Below are 25,998 nucleotides of genomic sequence, written 5' to 3'. Positions count from 1 at the left end.
GGCAACTGCTGTTCCTTGCCGTCACGCTTCGATTCGTTGCCCGGTGCCATGCGCCGTGGGGGACTGCCTCATGAAAACGTCGCTGGCTCGCCTTTGCAGGCTGCTGCTCGCCCTTGTGCTGTGCTGGGCGCCACTGGCGATGGCGGGGCGCGTCATAACCGCGGTCACCGAAGAGCTGCCGCCCTACAACATGACCGTCGACGGCGAGCTGACCGGCATGGCCACCGAGGTGGTGAAGGCGGTACTGGAGGAGGCCGGCGAAGACGTACGCATCCGTTCGATGCCTTGGGCCCGTGCCTATGACATCGCGTTGAACAACGAGAACGTGCTGATCTATTCCGTCGCCCGCACGCCGCAGCGCGAGCCGTTGTTCAAGTGGGTCGGGGTAATTGCGCCCACCCGCTGGTACCTGTTCTCGCTGCCCGGCACCGAGTTCAACCTGAAAACCCTGGACGATGCCCGGCAGTACCAGATCGCCACGGTCAAGGCGGATGTCGGCGAGCAGTACCTGATCGACAAAGGCTTCGCCGTCGGCCGCAACCTGCAGTCGAGCAACAAGTACGAGCACAACTACCAGAAACTCAAGGCGGGACGCGTGGATCTGTGGATATCCAACGAGCTCAATGCCCATTACCTGGTGCGTCAAGCCAGTGGTGATCCGAACGAGGTGGCGGTGCCGCAGCTGAGCCTGGACGACCTTGGCGGTGCGGATGGCCTGTGCATGGCGTTCAGTCGCGATACGTCGGATGAGGTCGTCGAGCGTTTTCGCCAGGCGCTGGCGCGCGTGCGGGCCGATGGGCGCTACGATGCGATTGTCGCGAAATGGCTGAAATGAGCGACGACTCGACCACCACGATCAGCGAGCCGGTGCCGCGGCCGGTGGGTTCGCTCGGCCGCCGGCTGGTGTTGGCCACCCTCGGTTTCTGCCTGCTGTTCACCCTCGCCACCGTTGGGCTGCGGACCTGGACCGCCTGGCAGAACAACCTGGCGGAGATGAACGCCGAGTTGGCACTGATCGATCAGGTGTTTCGCAGCACCCTGTCCAAGGCGATCTGGGAAATGGACGGTGACTCCCTGCATTCGCAGCTCGACAGCGTGGTGCAGGCCGCCCCCATCGGCCGCGTCGAGCTGCGGATCATCCGTGCCGGCCGCGAGCCGGAACTGGTTCAGCGGCAACGGGGTGAGCAGCCGGCCCAGCACCGCGCGCCACGCCTGCAGCATCAGCTGAGCTACGAACCTTACGCCGGCGCCAGTGAAACGGTGGGCGAACTGGCGCTCGAGGGCAACGAAGAACTGCTCTGGGAGCGCATGCTCGCCGAGGTCTACGACATCGTCATCACCCAGGTCATTCAGTCGCTGTTGCTGGCCGGGCTGATCATGTGGATGTTCAACCGCACGGTCACCCTGCACGTGCGGCGTATTGCCCGTCACCTGACCCGGCTGACGCCGGACAATCTGGATCGCAGCCTGCGCCTCGATCGTTCGCCGAAGCGGCACGACGAACTGAGCCTGCTGGAAGGCGGGGTCAACAGCCTGCAGGCGAAACTCTCGGCCTATCTCGAGCGCCAGCACCAGGATGAGCTGGCCTTGGCGGCGCACCGGGACCGCCTTGCCGAGCTGGTCGAAGAGCGCACCGCCGAACTGCGCGCGGCCAATGTGCAACTGGAAGAGCTGTCGCGCAGCGATCCGCTTACCGGGCTGGCCAACCGTCGCCAATTCGACGAGATCAAGGAGATCGAATTCCGCCGTGCCCTGCGTCAGGACCAGCCGCTGGCGGTACTGATGTGCGACGTGGATTTCTTCAAGCGCTACAACGACCACTACGGCCACGCCCAGGGCGACCAGTGCCTGCGGATGGTCGCCGACACCTTGCAGTCCGTGTTTGCCCGCGCCGGCGAGGTGGTCGCGCGGCTCGGCGGCGAGGAGTTCGTCGTGCTGCTGCCCGGCGTCGATGCCGAGGCCGCGCGGCGGGCGGCAGTACGCCTGCAGCAACGCCTGGCCGAGCGCGAGCTGCCCCACGAAGCTTCCGCCGTTTCACCCTACGTGACCTTCAGCATCGGCCTGGCCGTGCTCGAGCCGGACACCATGGACCAATTCGACCAACTGCTGCACCGCGCGGACGAGGCCCTCTACCGGGCCAAGACCCACGGTCGCAACTGCATTTCCGCCTGATCGCATGAGGACTGCATGATGCATCCGTTTGCCTGGACCGCTTTCTTCCTTGCGTTGCTCGGCACCCCTATGGCCGACGCCGGTCCGCTGCGCGTGGTGACCGAGGACACCGCCTACAGCTATCTGGAGAACGGCAAGGTGGCCGGCACGGCCAGCCGGGTCGTGGAGGCCACCCTGCAGCGCGCCGGGCTCAACGACTATCAGATCAGCCTCTACCCCTGGGCGCGGGCATATGACATGGCCCTGCGCGAGCCCGGCGTGCTGATCTACCTGATCGCACGTACAAGCGAGCGTGAGGCGTTGTTTCGCTGGGTCGGCGAGATCATGCGCATCGACTACCACTTCTACAAACTCAGCGAGCGGGACGATATCCAGGTGCCGGACCTGGAGGCGGCCAAGGTCTACCGGATCGGCGTCATGCGCGAGGACGTCCGGCATCAGTACCTGCAGGCCAACGGCTTCAGCAAGATCGTGGTGAGCGCGCACAACAGCGACAACTTCAAGCGTCTGATCAACGGCCAGGTCGACCTGGTGCCGATGCCCGAGCATGACATGCTCGCCCTGTGCGCCGAGACCGGCGTCGACCCGGCCACGGTCGAGAAGGTCTTCAGCCCGCACAACTCGACGCAGCTCTACATGGCCTACAGCCGCCAGACCGACGATGACACCGTACAGCGCACCCAGGCCGCCTTCGAGCACCTGCAGGCGGAGGGCGAGGTGGCGCGGATCATGGCGGGGCAGCCTTGATATGGCCTGATGGCGCGGCCTGTTTGCCGACTCGATTGCGGCGCAGGTGCCCCGTCCGGAACGCCACTGCCCGGTGACCGTGACCTGATCCGTGACCGCCAGGAACGTCTGCTCGAAGAGCAACGCCGCCGCCTCGAGGAGCTGCAACAGCTACCGGGACGCGAAACGTAGGCGCAGCCTGTGCTGCCATCCGATGACGAGCGCTGCTTCGAAATTCAGACCATTCGGTTGCAGGGCGCCAACCAGCTCAACGCGCTGCTCAAGGCCGTACATCGACCGTGACCGCGTCACCTCGCGTGCGTACCTGCCGCAGCAGGGCATGGCTGACCCTCGACAACACGCACTTCCAGCTCGCCGTCAGACCGTGAGCCAGACCATCGATGCGATGGTGCAGGCCGAACCTGGATTTATTTTTTGAATGAAAAGATCTGTTCCTTTTTATTCTTTTGCTTTTTTGCAGCTGGAATAAGCCGGGTAAGCGCGGAGCGAGAGGCAGCGTGGTGAGCGCCCGCGAGACCTCGTTTACGAGCACTCTCACGATGAGACTCCGGGACTTGCTTAAGGCAAAGAACTACCAGGACGGTTTCCTCGGCCTCGAACTACGGCGGACGGGCCCTGCTGCACACCGTATTCACATCCAGTTGCACAACCCGCTCGGTCTTACAGAAACCATCCGGCGACCGGTGGGTCATCCGTTCCTGATGCGTGTCGACGGTCGATGCGCCCGTTCCCGGGAGAATCACGATGCTCCTTGCCATGACTCATACCCTTCGTTTTTTCCTGCTGCCTTTGGCGCTATTCGCGGTCATGATGGTGCAGGCGCAGACGCGTCAGCTGGACGTTCCCTACGTACCTACGCCCGATAGCGTGGTGGCGCGCATGCTGGAAATGGCTGAAGTCGGGCCGGGCGATCGGGTCATCGATCTGGGCTCCGGCGATGGGCGCATCGCCATTGCCGCGGTGCGCGACCGCGGCGCGCATTCCGCCCTGGGTGTGGATCTCGACCCCGAGCGTGTCGCCGAGGCTGAGCTCAATGCGCAGGAGGCGGGCGTGTCCGACCGGGTCGCGTTCGAGCAGGGCGACCTGTTCGAAAAGGACATTTCCGAAGCCGATGTGCTGACCATGTACCTGCTGCAACGGGTCAACCTGCGCCTGCGTCCCATCATTCTCGAAACCCTGCAGCCGGGCACCCGCGTGGTGTCCCACGCGTTCAGCATGGATAACTGGCAGCCCGACCAGACCGATACCGTGGCTGGCAGCTACGTCTATCTATGGATCGTGCCGGCCAAGGTGGAGGGCGAATGGCAGGTGAAGACCGAACAGGGCCAAGTGACGTTGAGCCTGACGCAGCAGTTTCAGGAAGTGCAGGGCAGCGCTCGCAGCGCGGCCGGCGAGGAGCCTGTCCAGGGGCGGCTGATAGGCGATGAACTGCACTTCTCCCTCGGTGACCGGGAATACGTCGGCAAGGTCAATGGTGACCGGATCGAGCCCCTGTCGAACGAGGGCACGCAGCGCCGCTGGTCGGCTCAGCGGTCCTGAGGTGCGCGCTCCGCACCGCTCGCGTAGCGGCCTCTCCGTCACGGACGGGGTTGCGGTGCTGGTCGGCGTGGTCGTCGGCGTCGGCATCTTCGGTTTTCCTCCGCTGGTCGCGCAGCACGCGCCCAGCGCCCTCGCCTACCTGGGACTGTGGCTGGCCGGTGGTGTGCTGATGTTGCTCGGCGCGCTGTGCTATGCCGAGCTGGGCGCGACCTATCCGCACCGCGGTGGGGAATACCATTACCTGGCTCTCGCCTGGGGGCCGCGCCTGGCGCTGCTGTTCGCCTGGGCCCGCTGTGGGGTGATCCAGACCGGCTCCATCGCCGCGGTGGCGTTCATCTACGGCGACTACGCCCAGCGCCTGCTGCCGCTGGGCGAGGCTGGCGCCGCCTGGCACGCCGCTTCGGTCGTGGCGGCGTTGACCGTCCTCAATGTGCTGGGCACTCGCGAATCGGGGCGTCTGCAGCAAGTGTTCACCGGGCTCACGCTGCTGGCCATCCTTGGTGTTTGTGGCGCGGGGCTGTTTGTGGCACTCACCGGCGATGGCGCGCCGACGCGAGCCGTGGCGCCTGTCGAAGGCGGCCTGGCTGGCATGCTCGGCATGGGCATGGTGTTCGTCCTGCTCACCTATGGCGGTTGGAACGAGGCCGCCTACCTGTCCGGCGAGTTGCGTCGGCCGGGCCGCGACATGAGCCGTGTGTTGCTGCTCGGTGCAGCGCTGGTCACCGGGCTCTATCTGCTGGTCAACCTGGCCTTCCTCACCATCTTCGGCCTGCAGGGCGTGCGTGACTCATCGGCGATCGGCGCCGATCTGATGGGGCTGGTGGCCGGTGCCCGGGGCGAGACGCTGTTGGCATTGCTGGTCTGCCTGACCGCGTTGTCCACCCTCAACGCCACGGTACTCACCGGCGCCCGCGTTTACTACGCGCTCGGCCGCGACGTGCCGCGCCTGGCGGCATTGGGCGCCTGGAACGAACACGGCGCCACACCGCGTCGGGCGTTGCTGGCGCAGGCGGCTATCAGCCTGGGCTTGGTGGCCTTCGGTGCGTATGTCGGCAACGGCATCGAGACCATGGTCGCCTACACCGCGCCGGTGTTCTGGCTGTTTATGGCGCTGATCGCCCTGAGCCTGCCGCGTCTGCGCCGTCGTGCGCCGCGGGCGCGGCCGTTCAGTGCGCCCGGTTATCCGTTCACGCCCTGGCTGTTCGCGCTGGTCTGCCTGGGCCTGTGCTGGGCCAGCGTGCGCTACGCCGGCGAGGGCGCACTGCTTGGTGTGGCGGTACTGCTGGCCGGCCTGCCGCTGTTGCTGCTGCAACGCCGGGTCGCGCTGCCGGAGCCGGCCGGCGAAGGCGCCTGAATGGAGTCCTGCGTCTTCGTGCCGGGCTTCGCTTGACTACAACGCAAATAACTGGAGGCCGACCCCGCCATGAGCCTTTCATTCCGCCAATCCCTTGTGGCTGCTGTCCTGTCGTTGGCAGTGTCGGCCGTCTGCTCTTCTCCGCTCCAGGCGCAACCGCGCGCGCTGCTGATCGAAGGTGCGCAGGTGATCAGCCTAGACCCGCAACTGGGCGACCTGCCGCGCGCGGACGTGCTGCTGCGCGACGGTCGTATCGTCGAAGTCGGCGCGCAGCTCTCCGACGCCGAGGCGCAGCGGATCGACGGACGCGGCAAGCTGTTGCTCCCCGGACTGGTGGATACCCATACCCATCTCTGGCTGAGCGCGGCCCGCGGGCAGTTCCGCAATACGCCGCAGACCGACTACTTCCTGCTGAAGAAGCATCTGGCGCGGCACTACACGGCTGAGGATGTCCGCATCGGTACTGCCTTTGGCGCGCTGGAAAGCCTGGCGGCGGGTGTGACCACCAGTGTCGTGTTCTTCCATAACCTGCGTGGCCCGGAATATCTGCAGGCATCGCGGCAGGCGTTGCACGACAGCGGCATACGCGCCCGTCTGCTGTATGGAGCCCATGACGACCTCCCCGCCGACCGCACGATCGACCTGGAACATCTGGCCCGGGTCGCCCGCGACTGGCCGGCGGGGCGGGTTTCGCTGGGGCTGGGCTGGCGCGGCATCGGCGACGGGAAGGATGCGAAGGTCCTGGCGGTCGGCCGCCGAGAGATCGAGGTGGCGCGGCAGCTGGGGCTGCCGGTGTCGGTGCACTCCGGCGGTGCGCACAATGCGGCGCTGGCGGCAAGCGGCCTGCTGGGCCCTGATGTGCAGATCGTGCATGCCACCGGCGCGACGCCCGAGCAGCTCGCGGTGTTCCGCCGGGCGGGCGCCTCGCTGTCGCTGACGCCGGTGACCGAGCAGCGCGTCGGCTACGGCCTCACGCAACTGAGCGATTACGCGGCGGCAGGGCTGATCGGCCTCGGCATCGACGGGCCCGCCCTGGCCGGCAGCGCCGACCTGTTCGCCAACATGCGCCTGCTGGCGCTGAACGAGTCCGGCGCACGGCGCGCCGAAACGGCGGTCGAACCGCGCCGCATCCTCGAGCTGGCGACGCTGGAAGCCGCCCGTTCCCTGGGGCTGCAGGACGAGATCGGCTCTATCACCCCGGGCAAGCGGGCCGACCTCATCCTCCTTGATCTCGATGCGCTGAACCTGGCTCGACCCGGCGATACCGACCCCGCGGCGCTGCTGGTCTATTCGGCTACGCCGGCCAACGTCGACACGGTGATCGTCGACGGCATCGTCCGCAAACGCGACGGGCGCATGCTCGACCTGGATGTCCCGCGCCTGCTCGACGAGGTGCGCGGCTCACTGGAAACCATTCTCGAGCGCGCCGGCGGCCTGCCGTCAGTGCCGGACGGCTCCTGACCGCCGTCCGGGAAGGCGAGGCTTCGCTCAGAACCTGTTCACGATCTGCTGCGCGTCGGTCCTGCTGCGTTAAAAACAGGCTCGGCAAGCCGCTTGCGGCTAACGCGTTTTAGCGCGGCACGAAGGGCGAACGAAGTGAGTCATGCTCATGTACATCAGTAAACTCCGCTTGATTCGCTGTGCTTACCCTGCGGGCCAGCCTTCGGCTGTTACTCCGCTGCGCTATGTCTCTCGCCTGCTTTTGTGGGGCCGCCGAGGCCTTGCAGGCTTCGCCGAGCAGCAGATTCAGCAGGCCGAGCTTGAGCAGACGTCGTCTCTTCATGTCCTTTCACTGCCTTTCCTGGCGCGCGCCGTCGGCGCGGGCCTTCAAGGCGTGTGGCTAGCGTCGGCGGCGGGAGTTCCGCTATCGCGCGTCCTACAACCCCAGCGCTTCGCGCAACTCGGCGGCGCTCAGCATCCTCGCCGAGAGTCCGGAGTCGTAGTCGAAGCGCCTGGCGCTGCTCAACGGGCCGACGATCACCGGATCGAAGCCGGCATCGCTGACCAGTCGCGAAGCGACATGCAGGGCCTCGTCATCATCGCCGGCCAGGGGAATGGCCAGCCGCTCGCCGTCGCGATGGGCCTGGCTGCGCAGGTTGTAGGCCGAGATGGCATTGAACGCGCGAACCAGCCGCGCGCCCGGCAGGAAGCGCTGCGAGGCCAGTCCGACGCCCAGTTCCCGTGCCTCCTCGGCCATGGGACCGTCGCGCGCGGGGATGGGGTTGCCGGCATCCAGCACGATCTTGCCTTCGAGCCCCGCGGCGTGGTCGCGGCCAACCTGTGGGGTGGCGGCATAGGGCACCGCCAGCAGGATCACCTCGGCGAACGCCGCCGCCTCGCGCACCGTGCCGGCGCGGGCGCGTTCGCCCAGCTCGTCGGCCAGGGGCTGCAGGCGATCGGGATGGCGCGAGGAGATCATCACCGAATGCCCGGCCTTCACCCAGAGCCGGGCCAGGGCGCTGCCGATATTGCCGGTGCCGATGATGCCGATGCGCAGTGGCTGCTCCTGCGCCGCGCACCATGCGGCGTTCAGCGCCAAAGTCAGGCCCAGCAGGCAGGCGGTGAGGCGGTGGCGGGCTTTCATCGGGGCATCCTCCGGTCGATGGCACCGGGAAGCATAGGCGCCTCCGCTGCGTCGTGCCCTTTGCTGAATGGCTCAGCGGCTCGCGGCCGGAGCGACGCCGCGCCGCCAGCGCGCACGGGGCGGCCGGTGCAGCCAGGGTGCCAGCAGGCGGGTCGACAGCGGGATGAACAGGTAGGTCATCAATGGGGTCAGCGCCAGAGTGCTGAGCAGAATGCGCAGCATCAGGGGCAACTCGCTCAGGGCACCGCCGAACAGCGCGTGGAACAGCAGCGAGACGGGAAAGAACGCCAGCCAGATCGCCACACTCTGCTTCCAGCGCGGCGGCAGGCGGTCGCCATTGCCGAACCAGGCGTCGATGCCGCGGGCGCGGTGCTCATGGGGCTGGACGAAGAGTTCGCCGCCGCGTTGCAGCCAGGAGCGGCGCGAGGCCGAATGCTCCCAGGCGTCGAGGGTCGCTTCGTCGACGAAGCGGAAGACCATCTGGTATTCATCGTCGCCCGGCGGTGGGGCGAGCACGCCGGAACCGAGATAGCCGGGAAAGTCGGCGGCCAGTTGTTCGCCTTCGTGCAGCCAGGCGAGGAAGTCATGGTAGCGGCCGTCGCGCACGCGGCGGGCCACCATCAGGGTGACGGGGGCGGTAGACATCGTGTATCTCCAGCATCAGGCCGGCGACCCGGATAGGGTGTTCGGCGGTACGCAGCGCCAGGGTGGTGGCCTGCGACGAAGGCCATGCGAGGATCGTTCCTGTTCGTGCCGATCCCCGTCCCGCGCGGCGTTCCGGGGTAAGGTCGGCGGCGCGGGCGCGCCACTATACGAGAAAATGCCCCGTATGGTGGCGCGCTTCGCACCGCGATGGGTCTCGTCCGTGCCGGCCGGCTTCAGACCTCGCCGAGGTACTGCGTTTCCTTCAGCAGGCGCGCCAGGTGGATGCTGTTGTGCGCCAGGGTGCGGGTGGCCTGGTCGATCTTCTCCGGGGTTTGCGGCAGGTCCTTGTAGTCCTTGCCCTGCATGACCTCTTCGACCAGCAGGTCACCGCGTTGGGCGCCAGTGAGAAGCCGAGGTCGTTGAGCCCGTGGAAGATCTGCGCGCAGACATGGTGCGCACCGCCTTTTCCACGGATGGAGAACGCCCTATGCCCAGCATGGGCCGTCTTGCTTTACCGAACGACCTACACCATGTCGTCCAGGAGAAAAAGGGCTGTGCTGATGAAATGGAGTTTCGCGATGCAAGGTAGCGCTGTTGATACTGGGCATCCCCGGAGTGATTTGCTGCGCCCGGATGACTCGCGGGGCCACCAAGCTGGCCGGCGCGGCAAGTCGTCATGCCACGCCACCCCGCTAGACTGGCTTCGTCTCCATGAAAAACAAGAAAAACGAATGAGTAGCACCGACGGCATAGCACTGGATACCTGGCGCGCCAGCGCTCGCGAGTTCGATTTTGGCGGCAAGCGCATCCGCTACTGGACGGCCGGCGAAGGCGAGCCGCTGCTGCTGATCCATGGTTTCCCCACCGCCAGCTGGGACTGGCACAAGGTCTGGCAGCCGCTGGCGGCGCGCTATCGGCTGATTGCCTGCGACATGCTCGGCTTCGGCTATTCGGCCAAGCCGCGCGGACACGCTTACAGCCTGATCGAGCAGGCCGACCTGCAGCAGGCACTGCTGGCGCAGCTGGGTAGCGGCGGCGCGATCCATGTGCTGGCCCATGACTATGGCGACAGCGTCGCTCAGGAGCTGTTGGCGCGTCACTGCGAAGGGCGCATCACGCTGGCCAGCTGCGTGTTTCTCAATGGTGGGTTGTTCCCGGAAACCCATCATCCGGTGCGGGTGCAAAAATTGTTGCTTGGCCCGTTCGGCTTTCTGTTGGGCAGGCTGTTCTCGCGGCGTTCGCTAGGGGCGACCTTCGGCCGGGTGTTCGCTGCGCAGACGCAGCCGAGCGACGCCGAGCTGGACGATTACTGGCGGCTGATCGCCGAGAGCGACGGCCCGGCGGTGATGCACCGGCTGATCCGCTACATGCCCGAGCGGGTCAGGCAACGCGAGCGCTGGGTGACGGCCATGCAGCGCTGCAATGTGCCGTTGCGGGTGATCGACGGCGCTGCCGATCCGATCTCTGGGGCACATATGGTGGCGCGCTACCGCGAGCTGATTCCGACGCCCGACACCGTGCTGCTGGAAGGCATCGGTCACTATCCGCAGGCCGAGGCGCCGGAGCGGGTGCTCGAGCACTACTTCGAGTTTCGCGCGCGCCTTGCGTCCGTTGGCTGCGACCGTTGAGTCAGTGGACCTCGGCCGCGGGCGCGATCGCTCAGGCTTTACGCTTGGAAAACCTGCTCGCGAGGCTCGTTGAAGAAGTCTAAGTGCGGTGGGCGGCGCTGGATACGAACTCGGGACGGCCGACCGGCACCCACAGCTCGCCAGCCTCTCCGTTGAATCCTGCCGTTTTCAGAATTCTGGCATCCAAACGCAAGAAGCCCCGCCGACATCAGCCAGACGGGGGCTTCTTGCCACCTGCGCAAGGAGCTTCAGGCAGCGCCGCGCGGCGTCGGTGGTGCAATCACTGCTGCATCATCGCGATCACACGGTTGCGCAGCTCCGGGTCGGTCTGCACGGCTTGGTTGATGGCGTTGTACTCGTCGATGCTGATGTCGTTTTCCTCGATCACGCCGAGCATCTTCTCGTTGGCTTGCTGCTGAAGATCGCGGGCCTTGTCGGCGTCTTCGGTCTGCTGCAGCTTGCCGGTGAACTCCTCGCGGATCTCCATGATTTCGCCGAGCGACTCGGCGAAGCTTTCCAGTTTTTCCTCGCCGAACTGCTGCGCCTGTGCGCCGGCCGCCGGCTGGGCGGTGGGGGCCGGATTGGCTGATTGCGCCGATGCAAGGGGGGCGGCCAGGCCGAGGAACAACGAGAAGATTCCGGCGAAGGCGAGACGAGCGTTGTGCTGGGTCATGTTCATTCCTGCTTCGGTTAAAGACGTTCTCGACACTGCAGCCGCCGTGCCAGGTGCTCAGGTTGAGCGTAACCCCTTGATGGATAAGCAATTGCCCGTTTCATCGGAGCGCGCTGGCCGCAGCCGATGGCCTCCTGTAGTGTGCCGGTATGACACATGTATCAATCTGGCAGCGCCCAGCGAGCCTGCGTGGCGCGCTTTTGCTCAAGGTCGTCGTGCCGCTCATGGTAATCATGTTCGGCTTCAGTTCGGTGGTGCTCTGGACGGTCGAGCGCAGCAGCGAGCGGCGCCTGCAGGCCGAGGTGGAGCTGGTGGCGCGGGCGGTGCGGCTGCCGCTCAGCGCCAGCCTGGAAAAGAACCATGAGCGCACCCTGCAGCAGGTGCTGGAATCGGTGCTCGGCGTCGGTCGCGTGTACGGCGCCTACGTTTACGATCGCGACGGCAAGCTCGCCGCCTATGCCGGTGCGGTGGAGCCGGATCAGGACGAGTCGGCGATCCAGCAGCTCACCGCCGGTGGCGAGCTGACCGGTACCTATCAGCGCATCAATGGCCGCCCGGTTTATTCCTACTTCGTTCCGCTGGAAGAAAGTGGCGGGCAGATCAATGGCCTGCTGCAGGTGACGCGACGCTGGGGCGATTTCGAGCAGGACATCCGCCGCCTGCGCCTGATCGCTGCGGGCCTGGGCGGCTTGCTTGCCGGCGTGGCGCTGGTGGTGATCCTGCTCGGCCATCGCTCCGCGGTGGGTAAGCATCTGCAGCAGCTGGCGCGCAGCATGACGCGTGTCGCGGCCGGCGAGCGCGAGCATCGTGCACCGCGCAGCGGGCCGCAGGAGATCGTCGTGCTGTCCGCTGCCTTGAATCAGATGCTCGACAGCATCGCTGCCGCCGAGCGCCAGGTTGCCGAGCAGCAGGACCGCGAGGAGCAGTTGCAGGCGCGCCTGCGCCAGAGCCAGCAACTGGCGGCGGTGGGGCGGCTGGCGGCCGGTGTCGCGCATGAGCTGGGCAGCCCGCTGAGCGTGATCGACGGCAAGGCGCAGCGCGTGTTGCGCGACGACGAACTGGGCGAAACCCATCGCCGTGCGCTGTTGCAGATTCGCCAGCAGGTGGCGCGGCTCAGCGCCATCGTCCGCCAGCTGCTGGATTTCGGCCGCGCCGCCGGCTCGCCGCTGCGCAAGGTGCCCGCCGAGGTGCTGGCGCATTCGGCAGCCGCGGCGGTGGCCGATGAGCTGGCCGCGCTGCAGGTGCGGCTGGAGCTGCAGGCACCGGCGCAAACGCTGTACTGCCGGGTCGATCCGCCGCGTTTCGAGCAGGCGCTGACCAATCTGCTGCGCAATGCCGCCCAGGCCAGCCCGGGCGGGCTGGTGCGGCTGTGCTGGTGGCGCGCTGGCGCCGAGCTGATGTTGCAGGTCGAGGACGACGGCCCCGGCATTGCCGAGTCGAACCGCGCCTCGCTGTTCGAGCCGTTCTTCACCACCAAGCCGGTGGGCGAGGGCAGTGGGCTGGGGCTGGCGGTGGCCCATGGCGTGGTCAGCGAGTGCGGCGGGCGCATCGAACTGGTCGACGGCAGCCTGTCGGGCGCGGCCTTCCGTATCGCATTGCCATTGATCGAGGAGGAGGTCGAGCATGACTGAAGTGACGCAGGAGCGGGTCCTGCTGGTCGAGGACGACGACAGCCTGCGCCAGTTGCTGGTCGAGGAACTGGAAGATCGTGGCCTGCAGGTGCGTGCGCTGGCCAGCGCGGAGGAGGCGGTCGGCTCGCTGGAAAGCTGGGAGCCGGCGCTGGTGGTCAGCGATCTGCGCCTGCCCGGTGCCGATGGCATGGCGCTGTTGCGGCGGGTCAAGACGATGCAGGCAGCGCCGGCGTTTCTGGTGATCACCGCGTTCGGCAGCATCCAGCAGGCGGTGGCGGCGCTCAAGGAGGGCGCCGACGAGTTTCTCACCAAGCCGTTGGACCTCGAACACTTCGCCCTGGCGGTGGCCCGCGCGCTGGAGACGCGCCGCCTGCGCGACGAGGTGCGGCGCTTCCAGCAGTTGCTCAGCGATGATCGCTTCCACGGCATGCTCGGCCGCAGTCGGGTGATGCGTGGCTTGTTCGACCAGATCCGTCAGCTCGCCCGCGCCGAAGGGCCGGTGCTGGTGATCGGCGAGAGCGGCACCGGCAAGGAACTGGTCGCCCGCGCCGTGCATGCACAAAGCGAGCGTGCCAAGGGGCCGTTCCTCGCGATCAACTGCGCCGGGTTGCCGGCCGAATTGCTGGAAAGCGAATTCTTCGGCCATGTCGCCGGTGCCTTCACCGGCGCCAACCGCGCGCACAAGGGGCTGTTCCAGCAGGCCGACGGCGGCACGCTGTTCCTCGACGAGATCGGCGAGATGCCACTGCCGCTGCAGGCCAAGCTCCTGCGCGTGCTGCAGGAAGGCACGATCCGCCCGGTGGGTGCCGAGCGCGAGCTGAGCGTGGACGTGCGCATCATCGCCGCCAGCAACCGCCCGCTGGAAACCGAGGCCGGGCGCGAGGCGTTCCGCGAGGACCTGTTCTTCCGCCTGGAAACCTTCATCCTGCAGGTGCCCCCGCTGCGTGATCGCGAAGAGGATCTTGAACTGCTGGCCGCCGGCTTCGTCGCCCACTTCGCCGCGCGCAGCGGGCGGCCGGTGCGCGGCATCGCGCCGGCGGCACTGGCGCAACTGCGGCGCTATCCGTTCCCCGGCAACGTGCGCGAATTGCAGAACGCCATCGAGCGCGCGGTGACCTTCTGCCACGGGCGCAGCATCGAGCTGGAGCACCTGCCCAGCCGCATCGCCGACTATCGTGATGACAAGGCGCGCAGTGCCGGTGCCGAGCTGCTCGCCCAGCTCAGCGACGGTCCACTTTTGCCGACACTGGAAGAGCTGGAACTGCGCTATATCGAACACGTGTTGAAGCTGGTGGACGGTAACAAGCGCCGCGCCGCAGCGCTGCTCGGCATCGGCCGGCGCACGCTGTACCGACGCCTAGGCGAGCGCGAAGACGGTTGATCGGGCTCGCCGCAGGGCGCCTGAAAGCGCACACTGCCGGCCTTTTTCCAGTGAGGAGCGACCATGCTCAACAACGACGTCCTGCGCAGCCTGCGCTACACCCTCAAGGCCAGTGATGCACAGATGGCCGAAATCGCCGCCCTGGGTGGCTGTACGGTGGACGAGGCTGGGGTTCGCGCCTGGCTCAGCCGCGAGGACGAGGCCGCCTATCAGGAATGCCCGGACGAGGCGATGGCGCGTTTTCTCGACGGCTTGATCTACTTCAAGCGCGGCAAGGACGAGAGCCGCCCGGCGCCGCCGCTGGAACTGCCGGTCAACAACAACCAGATCCTGAAGAAACTGCGGGTGGCTTTCGAGCTGCGCGACGAAGACCTGCAGGCGATCCTGCAGGCCGCCGACCTGCAGCTGTCGAAATCCGAACTCGGCGCGCTGTTCCGCAAGCCCGGCCACAGCAACTACCGCGCCTGCGGCGATCAGCTGCTGCGCAATTTCCTCAAGGGGCTATCGCTGCGCCAGGGCTGAGCCACACCGCACGACACCGCAAGTGGTAAATGGCCAAACGGCCGCTACGCTGAAGCAGGCAGCTAGCCGCATGCCCGGTGCGCAGCTCGTCGCCGGGAACGCCATAACAACAAGATGACCGCCCACGTGGCGGTGCCCCGAGGTGCGTGCCATGAAGATTCCCTGCGTGACCCTGAGCGCCCTGCTCGCGATGAGCTGCGCCGCTGCGATTGCGGCGCCGACCAGTGACGAAGCACTGGAGCGCATGCGCTCGATGAAGACCACCGGCCAGTCGCTGGAGATGAAGACCATCCCCCAGGATGGACCCACTGCTGATGCCATCCGCGACAACCTCAAGCGCATCAAGCTGCCGGAAGGTTTTCGCATCGATCTCTACGCCATCGTTCCGGACGCCCGCCACATGGCGGTCGGGCCGTCCAGCGGGGTGGTCTTCGTCGGCACCCGCAAGACCGATCTGTGGGCGGTCACCGACCGCACCAAGAACCGCACCGCCGATGAAGTGAAACGCTTCGCTCCGGCGATTTCCTTCACCCAGCCCGGCCCCTGCTTCAGCCCGGACGGCTTTCTCTTCGTCGCCGAGCACAACCGCGTGCTGGTGTTCCCGGCAGCCGAATTCTTCTACGAGGGACCGGACGTGGCGGCGGACATCGTGGTGCCGACCGGCGAGCTGATCCCCAAGGACGAGGAGAGCTACAACCACGGCGCGCGGGTCTGTGCCATCAGCCCGGACAACAAGCTCACCATCTCCCTCGGTCAGCCGCACAACGTGCCGCCCAAGGACAAGCTCGACCTGTACGCCAAGCACGGCATTGGCGGCATCCTGCGCATGGAGCGCGACGGCAGCAAGCGCGAGGTCTACGCCACCGGTGTGCGCAACTCGGTGGGCATCACCTATCACCCGACGACGAAGGAGCTGTGGTTCACCGACAACCAGGTCGATGGCATGGGCGACGACACGCCGCCGGGCGAGATCAACCATGCGCCCAAGGCCGGAATGAAGTTCGGCATGCCTTGGTATGGTGGCGGCCAGGTGCGCACCAACGAATATGCTGACGAGACCCCGCCGGAGGGGCTGACCGCGCCGGTGGTGGAGACCATCGCTCACGCCGCCGACATGGGCCTGACGTTCTATACCGGCAAGCAGTTTCCCGAGCAGTACCGCGGCGGGCTGTTCAGTGCCCAGCGCGGCAGCTGGAACCGCACCGTGCCGGCTGGCGCGCGGGTGATGTTCACGCCGTTCGACGCCGATGGCAGCGGGCCGTCCGGCGAGACGGTGCCCTTCGCCGAAGGCTGGCTGGACGAGGAAACCGGTGAGTACTACGGCCGCATCGTCGATGTCGCGCAGCTCAAGGACGGTTCGCTGCTGGTCAGCGACGACACCGCCGGGGCCATCTACCGCATCTCCTACCAGGGCAAGTGAGCCGCTGCGCCGGCCTGCCGTTCAGGCGGCCGGCGCCATTCGAGGATCCCTGTATGTCGATGGATTTCAGCCGGCGGCTGTCCCTGGCGCTGGCACTGCTGCTAGGCAGCGCCTGTGTTCCGGTACTGGCGGCCGATCTGGCCGCTGCCAAGGCCAAGGCGAAGATGTGTGCGGCGTGCCACGGCATCGACGGCATCGCCAAGGTCGCCGATGCGCCGAACCTGGCCGGCAATGGCGAGCTGTACCTGGCGCGCCAGCTGCAGGCCTTCCGCTCCGGTGAACGCAAGCATCCGCAGATGAGCGTCATCGCCTCCGGGCTGAGCGACGAGGATATCGCCGCGGTCACGGCCTGGTATTCGGCGATCAAGGTCAGTGTCGAATTGCCTGAGTGAGCCGCTCGCTCTGAACGTTTGCCGCTTCGCTCAGGCCTAAGCCCTGACGAATCCAGAGAGCACGTCCATGACCTTTTCCATCATCGCCCGCTGCCCGCGCACCGGTCAGTTCGGCGTGGCCGCGGCCACGGCGATGCCCGCCGTGGGCAAGTTGCTGACCCACGCGGCGGCTCATGTCGGGGCGGTGGCGACCCAGGCGCAGATCAATCCGTACCTCGGTATCGACGGCCTGCGTTTCCTGCGCCAGTTCAGCCCGGCGGCCGAGGTGCTGGAGCGGTTGCGGCGCACCGATCCCTGCATGAGCCAGCGCCAGTGCGCGGTGATCGACGGCAACGGCCGCACGGCCTGCTGGACCGGGGAGAAATGCCTGCCCTGGGCTGGCTCGATCGCCGGCGAACAGTTCTGCGTGCAGGGCAACCGGCTCAAGGGCCGCGAGGTGCTGGAGGCGGCCTGCGAAGCCTATGAACGCAGCGCGCATCAGCCACTGGTGGAGCGTTTGATGGCGGCGATCGCTGCCGGCGACGCCCAGGGTGGCGATCGCCATGGCGAATCATCGGCAACGGTGTATGTGGTCGATAACGAGGAATACCCGCTCTGGGATATCCGCGTCGACCATCATCCAGACCCGTTCGCCGAGCTGCGCCGACTGCACGATGTGTTCGCGCGCGACGTGGTGCCGGAGATCCTCGCCATGTCGACGCGCGCCAATCCCGCCGGCGCGGCCGAGGAAGACGCCATCTAGTAGTTAGTAGTCGCTGCCGACTGCAACCGGACCGGGCTGCGGGCAAGCGGATGGCGGCAGCGGCTCGAGGCGCAGCGTGCCCTGGGCGCGGTTGCGCACGGCCATCCAGTCTTCCAGTGCCGCCAGCGAGCGCGGCGGCGAAATCAGGTAGCCCTGGAACAGGTCGCAGCCGGCCTGCAGCAGCGCCGACTGTTTTTCCATGTTGTCGACGCCCTCGGCATTCACGCGCTTGCCCTGGGCATGGCAGAAGTCGACTAGCGCGGTGAGGCTCAGCTGCATCTCTGGGCGGGTCAGTCGCGTGATGATCGCCATGTCCAGCTTGATGGTGTCGGCGGGGTATTCGAGCAACTGCTGGATCGAGGTATAGCCGACGCCGAAATCGTCGATGGCGACGCGAAAGCCCGCGCGGCGAATCGCCTGAACCACTTCCATGGTGCTCTTGCACAGCTCGGCGGCGTAGGTTTCGGTCAGCTCGATTTCGATCCTGCCTGGCTCGACGCCATGGTGTGCGGCGCGCTCGACCAGGTAGCGGCAGATGCGGTCGTCGTTGAGCTGCGCGGAGGATACGTTGATCGCCAGCAGCACGCCTTCGCCGAACAGCTGCACCAGCTTCGGGTACTCCGCCAGCGCATGATCGATGACCCAACTGTCGATCTTCGGGAACAACCCGGCCCGTTCGGCGATGGGGATGAACTCGCCGGGGGAAACCGTCCCGAGGATCGGTGAATGCCAGCGCAGCAGCACTTCGCAGCTGACCACTGCGCCTTCGCGATCGAGCGCCGGCATGTAGACCAGCCGCAGCTGATCATCGCCGTCGAGCTCGCGCAGCTGGTCCTCGATCAGGCGGATGCGCTCGTTGCGCCGCTCCAGCTCGCCGCTGAAGGCCACCGCGGTGTTCTTGCCCTCGGCCTTGGCCTGATACATGGCGGTGTCGGCACGGGTGAGCAGTTGGGTGATCGAGTCCGCGTCCTCCGGGTAGCAGGCGGTGCCGATGCTGACGCTGACCGGATACTGGCGATCTTCCAGACGAAAGCCGCCGCGGCACAGCCCCAGCAGGGCGTCGCACAGTTGCTGCAGACCGCCGTCGCCGGTTTCGCTCAGCAGCAGGATGGCGAACTCGTCGCCGGACAGCCGCGCCAGGGCCGTTTCCGTCTGCGGGTAGGCGACGCGATGACGTTCGAGCACGCCGCGGGCACGCTGGGCGAAGATCCGCAGCAGGGTGTCGCCGGCCTCGTGGCCGTGCTGGTCGTTGACCTGCTTGAAGTTGTCCAGGTCGAGAAACAGCAGCGCCAGTCGCCTGTGCGTGTGCAGGCACTGCTCGTACATGGCATTGGCCAGCACGCCGAAGTGCGCCCGGTTGCTGACCTGAGTCAGGCTGTCCTGCCAGGATATTTCGCGGATGCGCTGCAGCGCCTCGGTGTTGCGGTCGTGCAGGGTCTTCATGTTCACCGTCAGTCGGCCGATCTCGCCGCCATCGGTTGGCTCGTCGAGTGCGTTGCGTTTGCACAGCAGCAGGTCGGTGAGCTGGTCGTCCAGCTGGCTGATGGGGCCGGTGATGGAACGGCGGATCAACCACAGCAGCAGGCCGATGGAGATCAGGCAGATCAGCGCACCGCCGGCGATGAACGCCAGCCCCAGGGTCTGCAGACGCTCGGCGCTGTAGTGCGGCGCCGGTGTCAGCCGTGCATGCAGCGAGCGTGACAGCGAAACCCCGGCGGACAACCCCGCTGCCGCCGGCAACGGCTCGTCGGAGATTTCGACAGGCGCGGCGTATTCGCTTTCCAGGCTGCGCTTGAGCTTGAGGAAGCGCTCAGGACGCACCGCCAGCTGGATGGCGAAGGCCTCGGCGCGCTGGCTTGGCAACGGCCGGCTGCTGGAGGCCGGCAGGATGAAGTCGGTGTTCATCAGCAGCGGGGCGTCGGCGGCCTGCTCGACGTAGAGGGTGTTGCCGGGTGCCGATGACCGTCTGGCTTCGCTGACGATCCGTTGCTGGTTCGCGCTCATCGAGGCGAACGGCGACAGGCTGCTTTCGAAATAGTAGGCCGGCCTGCCATCGGGCTGCACGACGGCGAGGGAAACGAAGGTCAGCTCGGTGTTGGATAGCGAGCGGATGCTTTGCTGGATGCGCAGCCCGAGGGTGTCGTTGCGAAAGCCGGTGTCCGACTCGCGCAGGAACAGCAGCAGCGCCTCGCTATCCATGATCGAGTAGAGCACGCTGCGATTGAACGCCTCGTAGTCCAGGTAGGCGGAGGTCAATACCGAGAGCTGCTGTTCCAGACGCGCCTGCTCCAGCCCCAGCAACGAGGCGCGCTGGGTCAGGTAGGCGGTGGTCGAGGCAACCAGCTGGATGATCAGAATGACCGGAAAGATCACCAGCAGCGTGCGTTTACCTAGCGTCATGGGCGTTGATCAGTGCACTGATGATGCGTCGCCGTGTCTGCGTGCCTTCCAGCGGTCGCGTCTGGTAGACCTGGCTACGCTCCAGCACCGCTTCTGGCGGGTAGATGGTCGAATCTTCGCGGATCTCCTCCGGTAGCAGTGCCCGCGCTGCGGCATTCGGTGTGGCGACGCCCAGGTCGGCGGCATTCAGAGCGGCGATTTCCGGCCGTTGGAGGAAGTCGAGGAAACGCCGGGCCAGGGCTTTGTTTTCGGTGCCGGTCGGTATCGACAGGCAATCGACCCACAGCAGCGTGCCTTCTTCAGGCACCACGTAGCGCCAGGGCTCGCCGTCGACACCTTCCACCTCGTTGAGCACCTGCTGGTCGCCGCTGTAGGCCAGCGCCATGTCGGCCTGCTCCAGATAGCGCTGGCTGCGCAGGGAAGTGATCACGTACTCGTAGGTCAGTACCGCGCTGGATTGAGCCATGAGCAGGTTGAACGCGGCCTTGAGCTCGTCGTGGTTCGAGGTGTTGATCGAGTGGTTCTGCAGGATCAATGGGCTGGCGAGGATGTCCTCGTGGTCCTCCATCATGATGATGTGCGGCTCGTCCGGGCGAGCCGGTTGCAGCAGGTCCTTCCAGGAGCGCGGCGCGCTTTCCAGGCGGTCGCTACGATAGGCGATGCCGAGTGTGCCCCATAGATAGGGCACGCCGTAGCGACCGCAGCTGTCGCGCCAGCGTGGCGGAACATGACGCAGCGTCGGCAGCTGCTTGTCGTCGAGCGGGTCCAGCAGGCCGCGGGCGCCGAAGCGCGAGGCGCTGATCAGCTCCGTCAGGGCGATATCGATCTGGTGCTCGGGTTTGGCGAGGATTTCGTCGCGCTTGTCGCCGCTGTCGAAATAGATCTGCCTGATCGCGCCCCCGGTTTCGGTTTGCCAGCGCTCGATTACCGCTTCGCTGAGGTATTGCTCCCAGGTCAGCAGCGTCAGGGTTTCGGCCGCGTGCACGGGAGTCGAGGGAAACAGCAGGCTGACCGTCATCAGCAGGGTGCTGCGCATACGCCATGGTGCCGGTTTGTTGTTCTTCTCGGTCATTGGTCATCCATCCCAGGCATTGGCCGCCCTGTCGGTGGACGGCGCATTTGGCGGTCCTGCCCGGGCTATCGGCAATCAATGATGGCACTTTAATGGCGTCAGAGGGATGACGGCAATGGATTTGTAGTCTCAGCTGCGTTCGTTTCGATCGACGGTGCCCGGCAGCGATCGGTCAGGCGGGCTGTTCGTCGCCGATGGAGCACCGACACTCGATTCTTGAGCCAGACTCCAATACAGCCCGTGCCGGAACCGAGGAGCCTGCCATGACCTTCAAGATCCCCTTTTACGATCGAGTCCAGGCAGGTGAGGCGCTGGCCGAGCGCCTGGCGCAGGATGCCGACTGGCGCGACGCCCTGGTCCTGGCGCTGCCGCGCGGCGGTGTGCCGGTGGCGTTCGAGGTGGCGCAGCGGCTGGGCCTGGAGCTGGACATCCTGGTGGTGCGCAAGCTCGGTACGCCGGGCAATCGCGAGCTGGCCATGGGGGCCATCGCCGGCGGCGGCGTGCGCGTGATGAACGACGACATCGTGCAGTACATCCACGTCTCCAGGGCCGAGATCGACGGCACCATCGTCCAGGAAACCCACGAACTGCAGCGGCGCGAGCAGGCCTATCGCGGTGAACGACAGCCGCCGCTCATCGCCGGGCGTGGCGTGATCCTGGTGGACGACGGGCTGGCGACCGGCGCGACCATGCGCGCCGCGGTGCAGGCCGTGCGCCAGCTGGGCGCGATGCGCATCACCGTTGCGGTGCCGGTGGCCGCCGCGCAGAGCGTCGCGCAGCTGGAAAAACTGGCGGATCGCATTGTCTGCCTGCATGTGCCCCATGACCTGTATGCCATCGGCCGCTGGTACGAGCATTTCGAGCGGACCCCCGATCGCCAGGTGGTAGCGCTGCTGCAGCGCGCCTGGGACAAGGGAGGGCAGGCGGCATGACCACGCTTGCGGCGACACCCATGCGCTTCACGCTCGGCAAGGCACGCCTGCACGGCGAACTGTGCCTGCCGCCCGCGGCCACCGGCCTGGTGGTGTTCGTCCACGGCAGCGGCAGCAGCCGGCATAGCCCGCGCAACCGCAGCGTGGCGCATTGCTTCAACGAAATGGGGCTGGCGACCCTGCTCTTCGATCTGCTCACCAAGCACGAGCAGCCCATCGACGAGATCACCCGCCAGCTGCGCTTCGACATCCCGCTGCTCAGTCAGCGCCTCAGCGGCGTGGTCGACCAGCTGAGCAGCGATACGCGCCTGCAGGGCCTGCGCATAGGCCTGTTCGGTGGCAGCACCGGCGCCGCCGCGGCGCTGACCACCGCCGCCTCGCGGCCGGCGGACATCGCCGCGGTAGTTTCGCGTGGCGGCCGGGTCGACCTGGCGGATCTGTCGCTGGCGCGGGTCAAGGCGGCTTCGCTGTTGCTCGTCGGCAGCGGCGACCTCGAGGTGCTGGAACTCAACCGTGCCGCGGCCGCTCGCCTGCAGTGCGTGCATCAGCTGGTGGTGGTACCGGGAGCGACGCATCTGTTCGAGGAACACGGCACGCTGGAGGAGGTGGCGCGGCTGGCCGGCGACTGGTTCGTGCGGCACCTGGCGTGACCGCCGCCGCGGCGCCGCGTAGCGAAACTTGCGGCGCAGCACGTGACGGGCACGTCGGATTGGCGCTGAGCCAAGGCGGGCGCGATCATGGGCGCTCGACGACAAGGAGGTTTCATGAGTACCCAGAATCCCTACGCACCCCCGCGTGCCCCGCTGAACGGTGATGAGGCCGTGCGGATCGAGGCGTTGCCGGTTTCCGACAGCTGGAAACGACGCTTCCAGGCCATCGCCAGGGCGGGCGGCCCGCGCCTGCCCTCATTCAAGAGCCTGCCCGCGGCCGAGCGACGCCAGGCCATGGCCTTCAACATCCTCGCCTTTCTCTTCGGCCCGCTGTACTACTTGGCCAAGGGCATGTGGCGCAAGGCGATCAGCTACACGCTGCTGGCCCTGGGCGCGGTCACGCTGCTTGTCATGGGACTCGACGCCTTGGGCTACGGCGACTTCGCACGCTTGCTCGCCTATGGTGTCGCCGGTGTGTTCGCCATGCGCGCCAATCTCGATTTCTACAAGCGCCAGGTGCTGGGCGACAACGGCTGGTTATAACCCCGCCGTTGCATCACCCAGCCGATGGGCGAAGGCCTCCAGCGCCGCTTCACCGACCACGTCGCCGGGCAGCAGCGGCAGCTCCAGCAGCGGCAGCTGGCCCAGCGCCTGGCACAGGGTGGTGAGATGCCGCTCCTCCAGGGCGTGGCGTTCGGCGAGAAAGGCGCCGGCATCGGCCGGCGAGCGCTTGTTCACCACCAGCGCGCCGACCGGCGTGCCGGCGCGCTGCAGCTGCGCGTGCAACTCGATGGTTTCCAGCACCGGCAGCCGCTCGGCGGCGAGCACGATGACGAAGGCGCACTGCTGCGCATCGCCGAGTACCTCGCGCAGCCGGTTGAAGCGCTCGCGGCGACGGTCGAGGATCTGGCGGATACGGCTGTCGCGATCCGCTGCCGCCTCGCCATCGCCCTGGCCGAGGATGGACTGGCCGAAGCCGCGATCGTCCTGGCCGAGGTTCTTCAACACCTGGCTGAAGCGCGAGCCGCGTTCCTGGCGCCGCAGCAGGCCTTCGGTCCAGGCTGCCATCATCTCCGGCAGGGCCATCAGCCGCGCGGTGTGCCCGGACGGCGCAGTGTCGAACACCAGCAGGTCGTATTCGGCCAGGCCCTGGTCGACGGTTTCGGCGATGCGCTCGAGCAAGGCCGCCTCGTGCATGCCGGGCGCGTCGCGCGACAACGCCATGTGCTTGTCCACCTCGCCGGCCAGGTGCGCCGGCATCAGCTTGCGCAGAGCGGTGCCGACCTCCTCGAGGTGCTGCTGCACGGTGACTTCCGGGTCCAGTTCCAGGCCGTCCAGCCCCGCCGCCAGGCGCACCTTCTGCGGGCCCACCGGCCGCTGCCAGAGATGCCCGAGGTTGTGTGCCGGATCGGTGGAGACCAGCAGCACGCGGCGCCCGGCCCGCGCCTGGGCCAGCGCGGTGGCGGCGGCCACGGTGGTCTTGCCGACGCCACCTTTGCCGCCGAAGAACAGCACGCGGCATTCGGCCGCCAGCGCTAGCAGCATGCGATATGGTCCAGTGGCGAGCGCTCCATGCCCATGCGCCGGTGCCAGTCATGGAAGCGCTCGTACAGCGCCGGCATCAGCTCCAGGGTGTACCAAGCGGCCGGGTTCGGCACGCCCAGGGTTTCGCTGAACACCAGCAGCATGAACAGGTCATCCTCGTCGCGCCGGGCACGGGCGAAGGTCCGCCGGTAGGGCGCGACGTAGAATTCGCGCAGCCCCGCTGAAACCTTGCCGAGAATGCTCAGCGGCGGCTCGCTCACGGCTGTGCCTCGAAGGCACGCTCGGCCGGGTCGCGACCTTTGCGCATGGCGATGATCGCCTCGAGGGTGACCCACAGCGCGGCGATCAGGATGATCACGTCCATGCCCAGCAGCAGCCAATTCTCGGCGCGATAGAACTGGCCCATCTGCACCAGCAGCGCGTAGATCGACATGGCCAACAGAAACACCAGTGGCACCAGGGTGTACACCGGCGAGCGGCCGAGCTTGATCAGAATGACGGTGATCACTGCCAGGGTCAGGCCGGCCAGCAGCTGGTTGGTGGTGCCGAACAGCGGCCAGATGACCATGCCGCCGGTGCCATCGGAGCCGGCGCCGAAGGCCAGCGCCATGCACACGCCGACGGCGATCAGCGTGCCGATCAGCGTGTTGACCTTGATTCCGGCCAGCTCACCGGCCTCCTGGATGACGAAGCGCTGCAGGCGCAGGCCGGTGTCCATGGTGGTGCCGGCGAAGAGAATCGCCATTACTGCCAGAATGGTCCCGCCGAGTTCGGCCGGCAGGCCCAGACCGTTGGCCAGCAGCGTGCCGCCGCCCTGCACGAAGGCGGTGACGCCGCCGCTGCCGAAGGCGGTGTAGACCTGCTGCCAGTCGGTCAGGGTGGCGAAGCCGGCGGTGCAGCAGATGATCGCCGCCAGCGACAGCATGCCTTCGCCCATGGCGCCGAAGTAGCCGACGAAGCGGGCGTCGGTTTCCTTGTCCAGCTGCTTGGAGGTGGTGCCCGAGGCGACCAGGCCGTGGAAACCGGAGATCGCGCCACAGGCGATGGTGACGAACAGCAGCGGCACGATGCTCGGGGTTTCGGCCGGCAGCTCCTGGTTGAAGGCCGGCGCCACCAGCTCCGGCGCGCCGAACAGCACCGCCAGGTAGAGCAGGCCGAGGCCGACGAACAGCTGCAGGCCGTTGATGTAGTCGCGCGGCTGCAGCAGCACCCACACCGGCAGCAGCGAGGCGATGGCGGCGTAGACGAACAAGAGCAGGATCCACAGCGACTTGGCCGACAGGCCCATGATCTCGTCCGGTAGCACGATGGGGTACTGGTTGCCGATCAGGATCAGCGCGTAGAGCACGATCACCCCGCCCAGCGACGGCCAGAGCAGCTTCATGTTGTAGCGGTAGATCATCTGGCCGATCACCAGCGCCACCAGGATCGCGCCCCACACCGGGATCACCGAGGTCGGCGTGGACACCAGCAGGTTGGAGATCACTGCGGCAAAGGCGCCGTTGACCATCAGCAGGACGAGGAAGATCACCACCAGGAACAGGCTGCGCCCGCGCGAGCCGATCAGCCGACCGCTGAGCATGCCGACCGACTGACCGCGGCTGCGGGCGCTGGCCCAGAGCGCGCCGAAGTCATGCACGCCGGCGAAGAAGATGGTGCCGAACACCACCCAGGCGAAGGCCGGGCCCCAGCCCCAGATCACCGCAATCGCTGGGCCGACGATGGGCGCGGCGCCGGCCACCGAGGTGAAGTGGTGGCCCCAGAGCACGAATTTGTTGGTCGGTACGTAGTCCACGCCGTCGCGCATGGTGTGTGCGGGCGTCCGGTAGTTGGGATCGAGCCGGTAGATTCGTTCGGCGATGAACTTGGAGTAGAAGACGTAGCCCAGCGTCATGGCGCCCAGGCCGACCAACAACAACGCGATTGCACTCATCAAAGATTCCTCGGCGTGCCGCTCGCCGCGGCAGCG

Annotated in this window: 25 protein-coding genes and 1 pseudogene; 17 read left to right on the top strand and 9 right to left on the bottom strand. The window is 66.8% G+C overall.

All coding sequences use genetic code 11. From position 1 onward, the window contains the following. Positions 1–70 precede the first annotated feature (70 nt). From P5704_011820 to P5704_011790, 7 genes and pseudogenes are all read left to right on the top strand, one after another. Complete coding sequence (locus tag P5704_011820) at positions 71–835, top strand: transporter substrate-binding domain-containing protein (GenBank protein WOF81106.1); 765 nt, start codon at positions 71–73, stop codon at positions 833–835. Next, the gene (locus P5704_011815; GenBank protein ID WOF81105.1) at positions 832–2,172 is read left to right on the top strand and encodes a diguanylate cyclase; all 1,341 of its coding nucleotides are present in this window, start codon (positions 832–834) and stop codon (positions 2,170–2,172) included. The genes P5704_011820 and P5704_011815 overlap by 4 nt, the downstream gene beginning before the upstream one ends. 15 nt (positions 2,173–2,187) lie before the next feature. Further along, a complete protein-coding gene (locus tag P5704_011810) occupies positions 2,188–2,919 on the top strand; it encodes a transporter substrate-binding domain-containing protein (GenBank protein WOF81104.1) in 732 nt (243 codons plus the stop codon). Between the two features lie 9 nt (positions 2,920–2,928). Continuing rightward, positions 2,929–3,244, top strand: a pseudogene (locus tag P5704_011805) (ShlB/FhaC/HecB family hemolysin secretion/activation protein). 431 nt (positions 3,245–3,675) lie between these two features. Then, positions 3,676–4,458 (top strand): 50S ribosomal protein L11 methyltransferase, encoded by a 783-nt coding sequence (locus P5704_011800; protein WOF81103.1) that lies wholly within the window; start codon positions 3,676–3,678, stop codon positions 4,456–4,458. Position 4,459: 1 nt separating this feature from the next. Then, positions 4,460–5,812, top strand: a complete 1,353-nt coding sequence (locus tag P5704_011795; protein ID WOF81102.1) for an amino acid permease — start codon at positions 4,460–4,462, stop codon at positions 5,810–5,812. A 69-nt stretch (positions 5,813–5,881) separates the two neighbouring features. Further along, positions 5,882–7,273, top strand: coding sequence for an amidohydrolase family protein (locus tag P5704_011790; protein WOF81101.1), 1,392 nt, complete (start codon positions 5,882–5,884; stop codon positions 7,271–7,273). A 415-nt stretch (positions 7,274–7,688) separates the two neighbouring features. Here the strand turns inward: P5704_011790 and P5704_011785 are convergent, their stop codons facing one another. From P5704_011785 to P5704_011775, 3 genes are all read right to left on the bottom strand, one after another. Then, complete coding sequence (locus tag P5704_011785; GenBank protein ID WOF81100.1) at positions 7,689–8,396, bottom strand: NADPH-dependent F420 reductase; 708 nt, start codon at positions 8,394–8,396, stop codon at positions 7,689–7,691. 72 nt (positions 8,397–8,468) lie between these two features. After that, complete coding sequence (locus P5704_011780) at positions 8,469–9,041, bottom strand: antibiotic biosynthesis monooxygenase (protein WOF81099.1); 573 nt, start codon at positions 9,039–9,041, stop codon at positions 8,469–8,471. A gap of 233 nt (positions 9,042–9,274) precedes the next feature. Continuing rightward, on the bottom strand, positions 9,275–9,406 hold the full coding sequence (locus P5704_011775; GenBank protein WOF81098.1) for a hypothetical protein: 132 nt from the start codon (positions 9,404–9,406) through the stop codon (positions 9,275–9,277). A 366-nt stretch (positions 9,407–9,772) separates the two neighbouring features. On the opposite strand from P5704_011775, the gene P5704_011770 reads away from it, so the two are divergent. Continuing rightward, positions 9,773–10,669, top strand: coding sequence for an alpha/beta hydrolase (locus tag P5704_011770; GenBank protein ID WOF81097.1), 897 nt, complete (start codon positions 9,773–9,775; stop codon positions 10,667–10,669). A 280-nt stretch (positions 10,670–10,949) separates the two neighbouring features. Here P5704_011770 and P5704_011765 read toward each other — a convergent pair whose 3' ends face one another. Then, positions 10,950–11,342, bottom strand: coding sequence for a DUF4168 domain-containing protein (locus P5704_011765; protein WOF81096.1), 393 nt, complete (start codon positions 11,340–11,342; stop codon positions 10,950–10,952). 149 nt (positions 11,343–11,491) lie between these two features. Between P5704_011765 and P5704_011760 the strand changes: the two genes are divergently transcribed. From P5704_011760 to P5704_011735, 6 genes are all read left to right on the top strand, one after another. Then, positions 11,492–12,973 (top strand): ATP-binding protein, encoded by a 1,482-nt coding sequence (locus P5704_011760; GenBank protein WOF81095.1) that lies wholly within the window; start codon positions 11,492–11,494, stop codon positions 12,971–12,973. After that, a complete protein-coding gene (locus tag P5704_011755; protein ID WOF81094.1) occupies positions 12,966–14,354 on the top strand; it encodes a sigma-54 dependent transcriptional regulator in 1,389 nt (462 codons plus the stop codon). Before P5704_011760 ends, P5704_011755 begins: the two co-directional genes overlap by 8 nt. A 63-nt stretch (positions 14,355–14,417) precedes the next feature. Then, positions 14,418–14,876 (top strand): DUF1456 family protein, encoded by a 459-nt coding sequence (locus P5704_011750; protein WOF81093.1) that lies wholly within the window; start codon positions 14,418–14,420, stop codon positions 14,874–14,876. Between the two features lie 151 nt (positions 14,877–15,027). Further along, positions 15,028–16,296 carry a PQQ-dependent sugar dehydrogenase gene (locus P5704_011745; protein WOF81092.1) on the top strand — a complete coding sequence of 423 codons (1,269 nt, stop codon included), beginning with the start codon at positions 15,028–15,030 and terminating at the stop codon, positions 16,294–16,296. A 53-nt stretch (positions 16,297–16,349) separates the two neighbouring features. Further along, the gene (locus tag P5704_011740) at positions 16,350–16,688 is read left to right on the top strand and encodes a cytochrome c (GenBank protein WOF81091.1); all 339 of its coding nucleotides are present in this window, start codon (positions 16,350–16,352) and stop codon (positions 16,686–16,688) included. Between the two features lie 67 nt (positions 16,689–16,755). Beyond that, entirely contained in the window at positions 16,756–17,430 is a 675-nt protein-coding gene (locus tag P5704_011735; GenBank protein WOF81090.1) for a DUF1028 domain-containing protein, read from the top strand. A gap of 3 nt (positions 17,431–17,433) precedes the next feature. Here the strand turns inward: P5704_011735 and P5704_011730 are convergent, their stop codons facing one another. Next, the gene (locus P5704_011730) at positions 17,434–19,830 is read right to left on the bottom strand and encodes an EAL domain-containing protein (protein ID WOF81089.1); all 2,397 of its coding nucleotides are present in this window, start codon (positions 19,828–19,830) and stop codon (positions 17,434–17,436) included. Next, complete coding sequence (locus tag P5704_011725; GenBank protein WOF81088.1) at positions 19,817–20,902, bottom strand: spermidine/putrescine ABC transporter substrate-binding protein; 1,086 nt, start codon at positions 20,900–20,902, stop codon at positions 19,817–19,819. The genes P5704_011730 and P5704_011725 overlap by 14 nt, the downstream gene beginning before the upstream one ends. A gap of 263 nt (positions 20,903–21,165) precedes the next feature. Between P5704_011725 and P5704_011720 the strand changes: the two genes are divergently transcribed. The 3 genes from P5704_011720 to P5704_011710 all read left to right on the top strand — a co-directional run bounded on the left by P5704_011720 (position 21,166) and on the right by P5704_011710 (position 23,027). After that, complete coding sequence (locus P5704_011720; protein WOF81087.1) at positions 21,166–21,834, top strand: phosphoribosyltransferase; 669 nt, start codon at positions 21,166–21,168, stop codon at positions 21,832–21,834. Beyond that, positions 21,831–22,484: an alpha/beta hydrolase gene (locus P5704_011715; GenBank protein WOF81086.1), complete on the top strand. Its 654-nt coding sequence runs from the start codon at positions 21,831–21,833 to the stop codon at positions 22,482–22,484. The genes P5704_011720 and P5704_011715 overlap by 4 nt, the downstream gene beginning before the upstream one ends. A gap of 114 nt (positions 22,485–22,598) precedes the next feature. Further along, entirely contained in the window at positions 22,599–23,027 is a 429-nt protein-coding gene (locus P5704_011710) for a DUF2628 domain-containing protein (GenBank protein WOF81085.1), read from the top strand. On the opposite strand, the gene P5704_011705 is transcribed toward P5704_011710, so the two are convergent. From P5704_011705 to P5704_011695, 3 genes are read right to left on the bottom strand one after another with little or no spacing between them, the layout of a single operon-like run. Further along, on the bottom strand, positions 23,022–24,029 hold the full coding sequence (locus P5704_011705; protein WOF81084.1) for an ArsA family ATPase: 1,008 nt from the start codon (positions 24,027–24,029) through the stop codon (positions 23,022–23,024). The two genes, P5704_011710 and P5704_011705, sit on opposite strands and share 6 nt — an antisense overlap. Next, a complete protein-coding gene (locus P5704_011700; protein ID WOF81083.1) occupies positions 24,020–24,289 on the bottom strand; it encodes a cory-CC-star protein in 270 nt (89 codons plus the stop codon). The genes P5704_011705 and P5704_011700 overlap by 10 nt, the downstream gene beginning before the upstream one ends. Further along, positions 24,286–25,962 (bottom strand): carbon starvation protein A, encoded by a 1,677-nt coding sequence (locus P5704_011695; GenBank protein ID WOF81082.1) that lies wholly within the window; start codon positions 25,960–25,962, stop codon positions 24,286–24,288. The genes P5704_011700 and P5704_011695 overlap by 4 nt, the downstream gene beginning before the upstream one ends. Positions 25,963–25,998 lie beyond the last annotated feature (36 nt).

Source organism: Pseudomonas sp. FeN3W (genome assembly GCA_030263805.2).
Classification (GTDB): domain Bacteria; phylum Pseudomonadota; class Gammaproteobacteria; order Pseudomonadales; family Pseudomonadaceae; genus Stutzerimonas; species Stutzerimonas stutzeri_G.
This window is presented reverse-complemented; position numbering and strand designations above follow the sequence as displayed.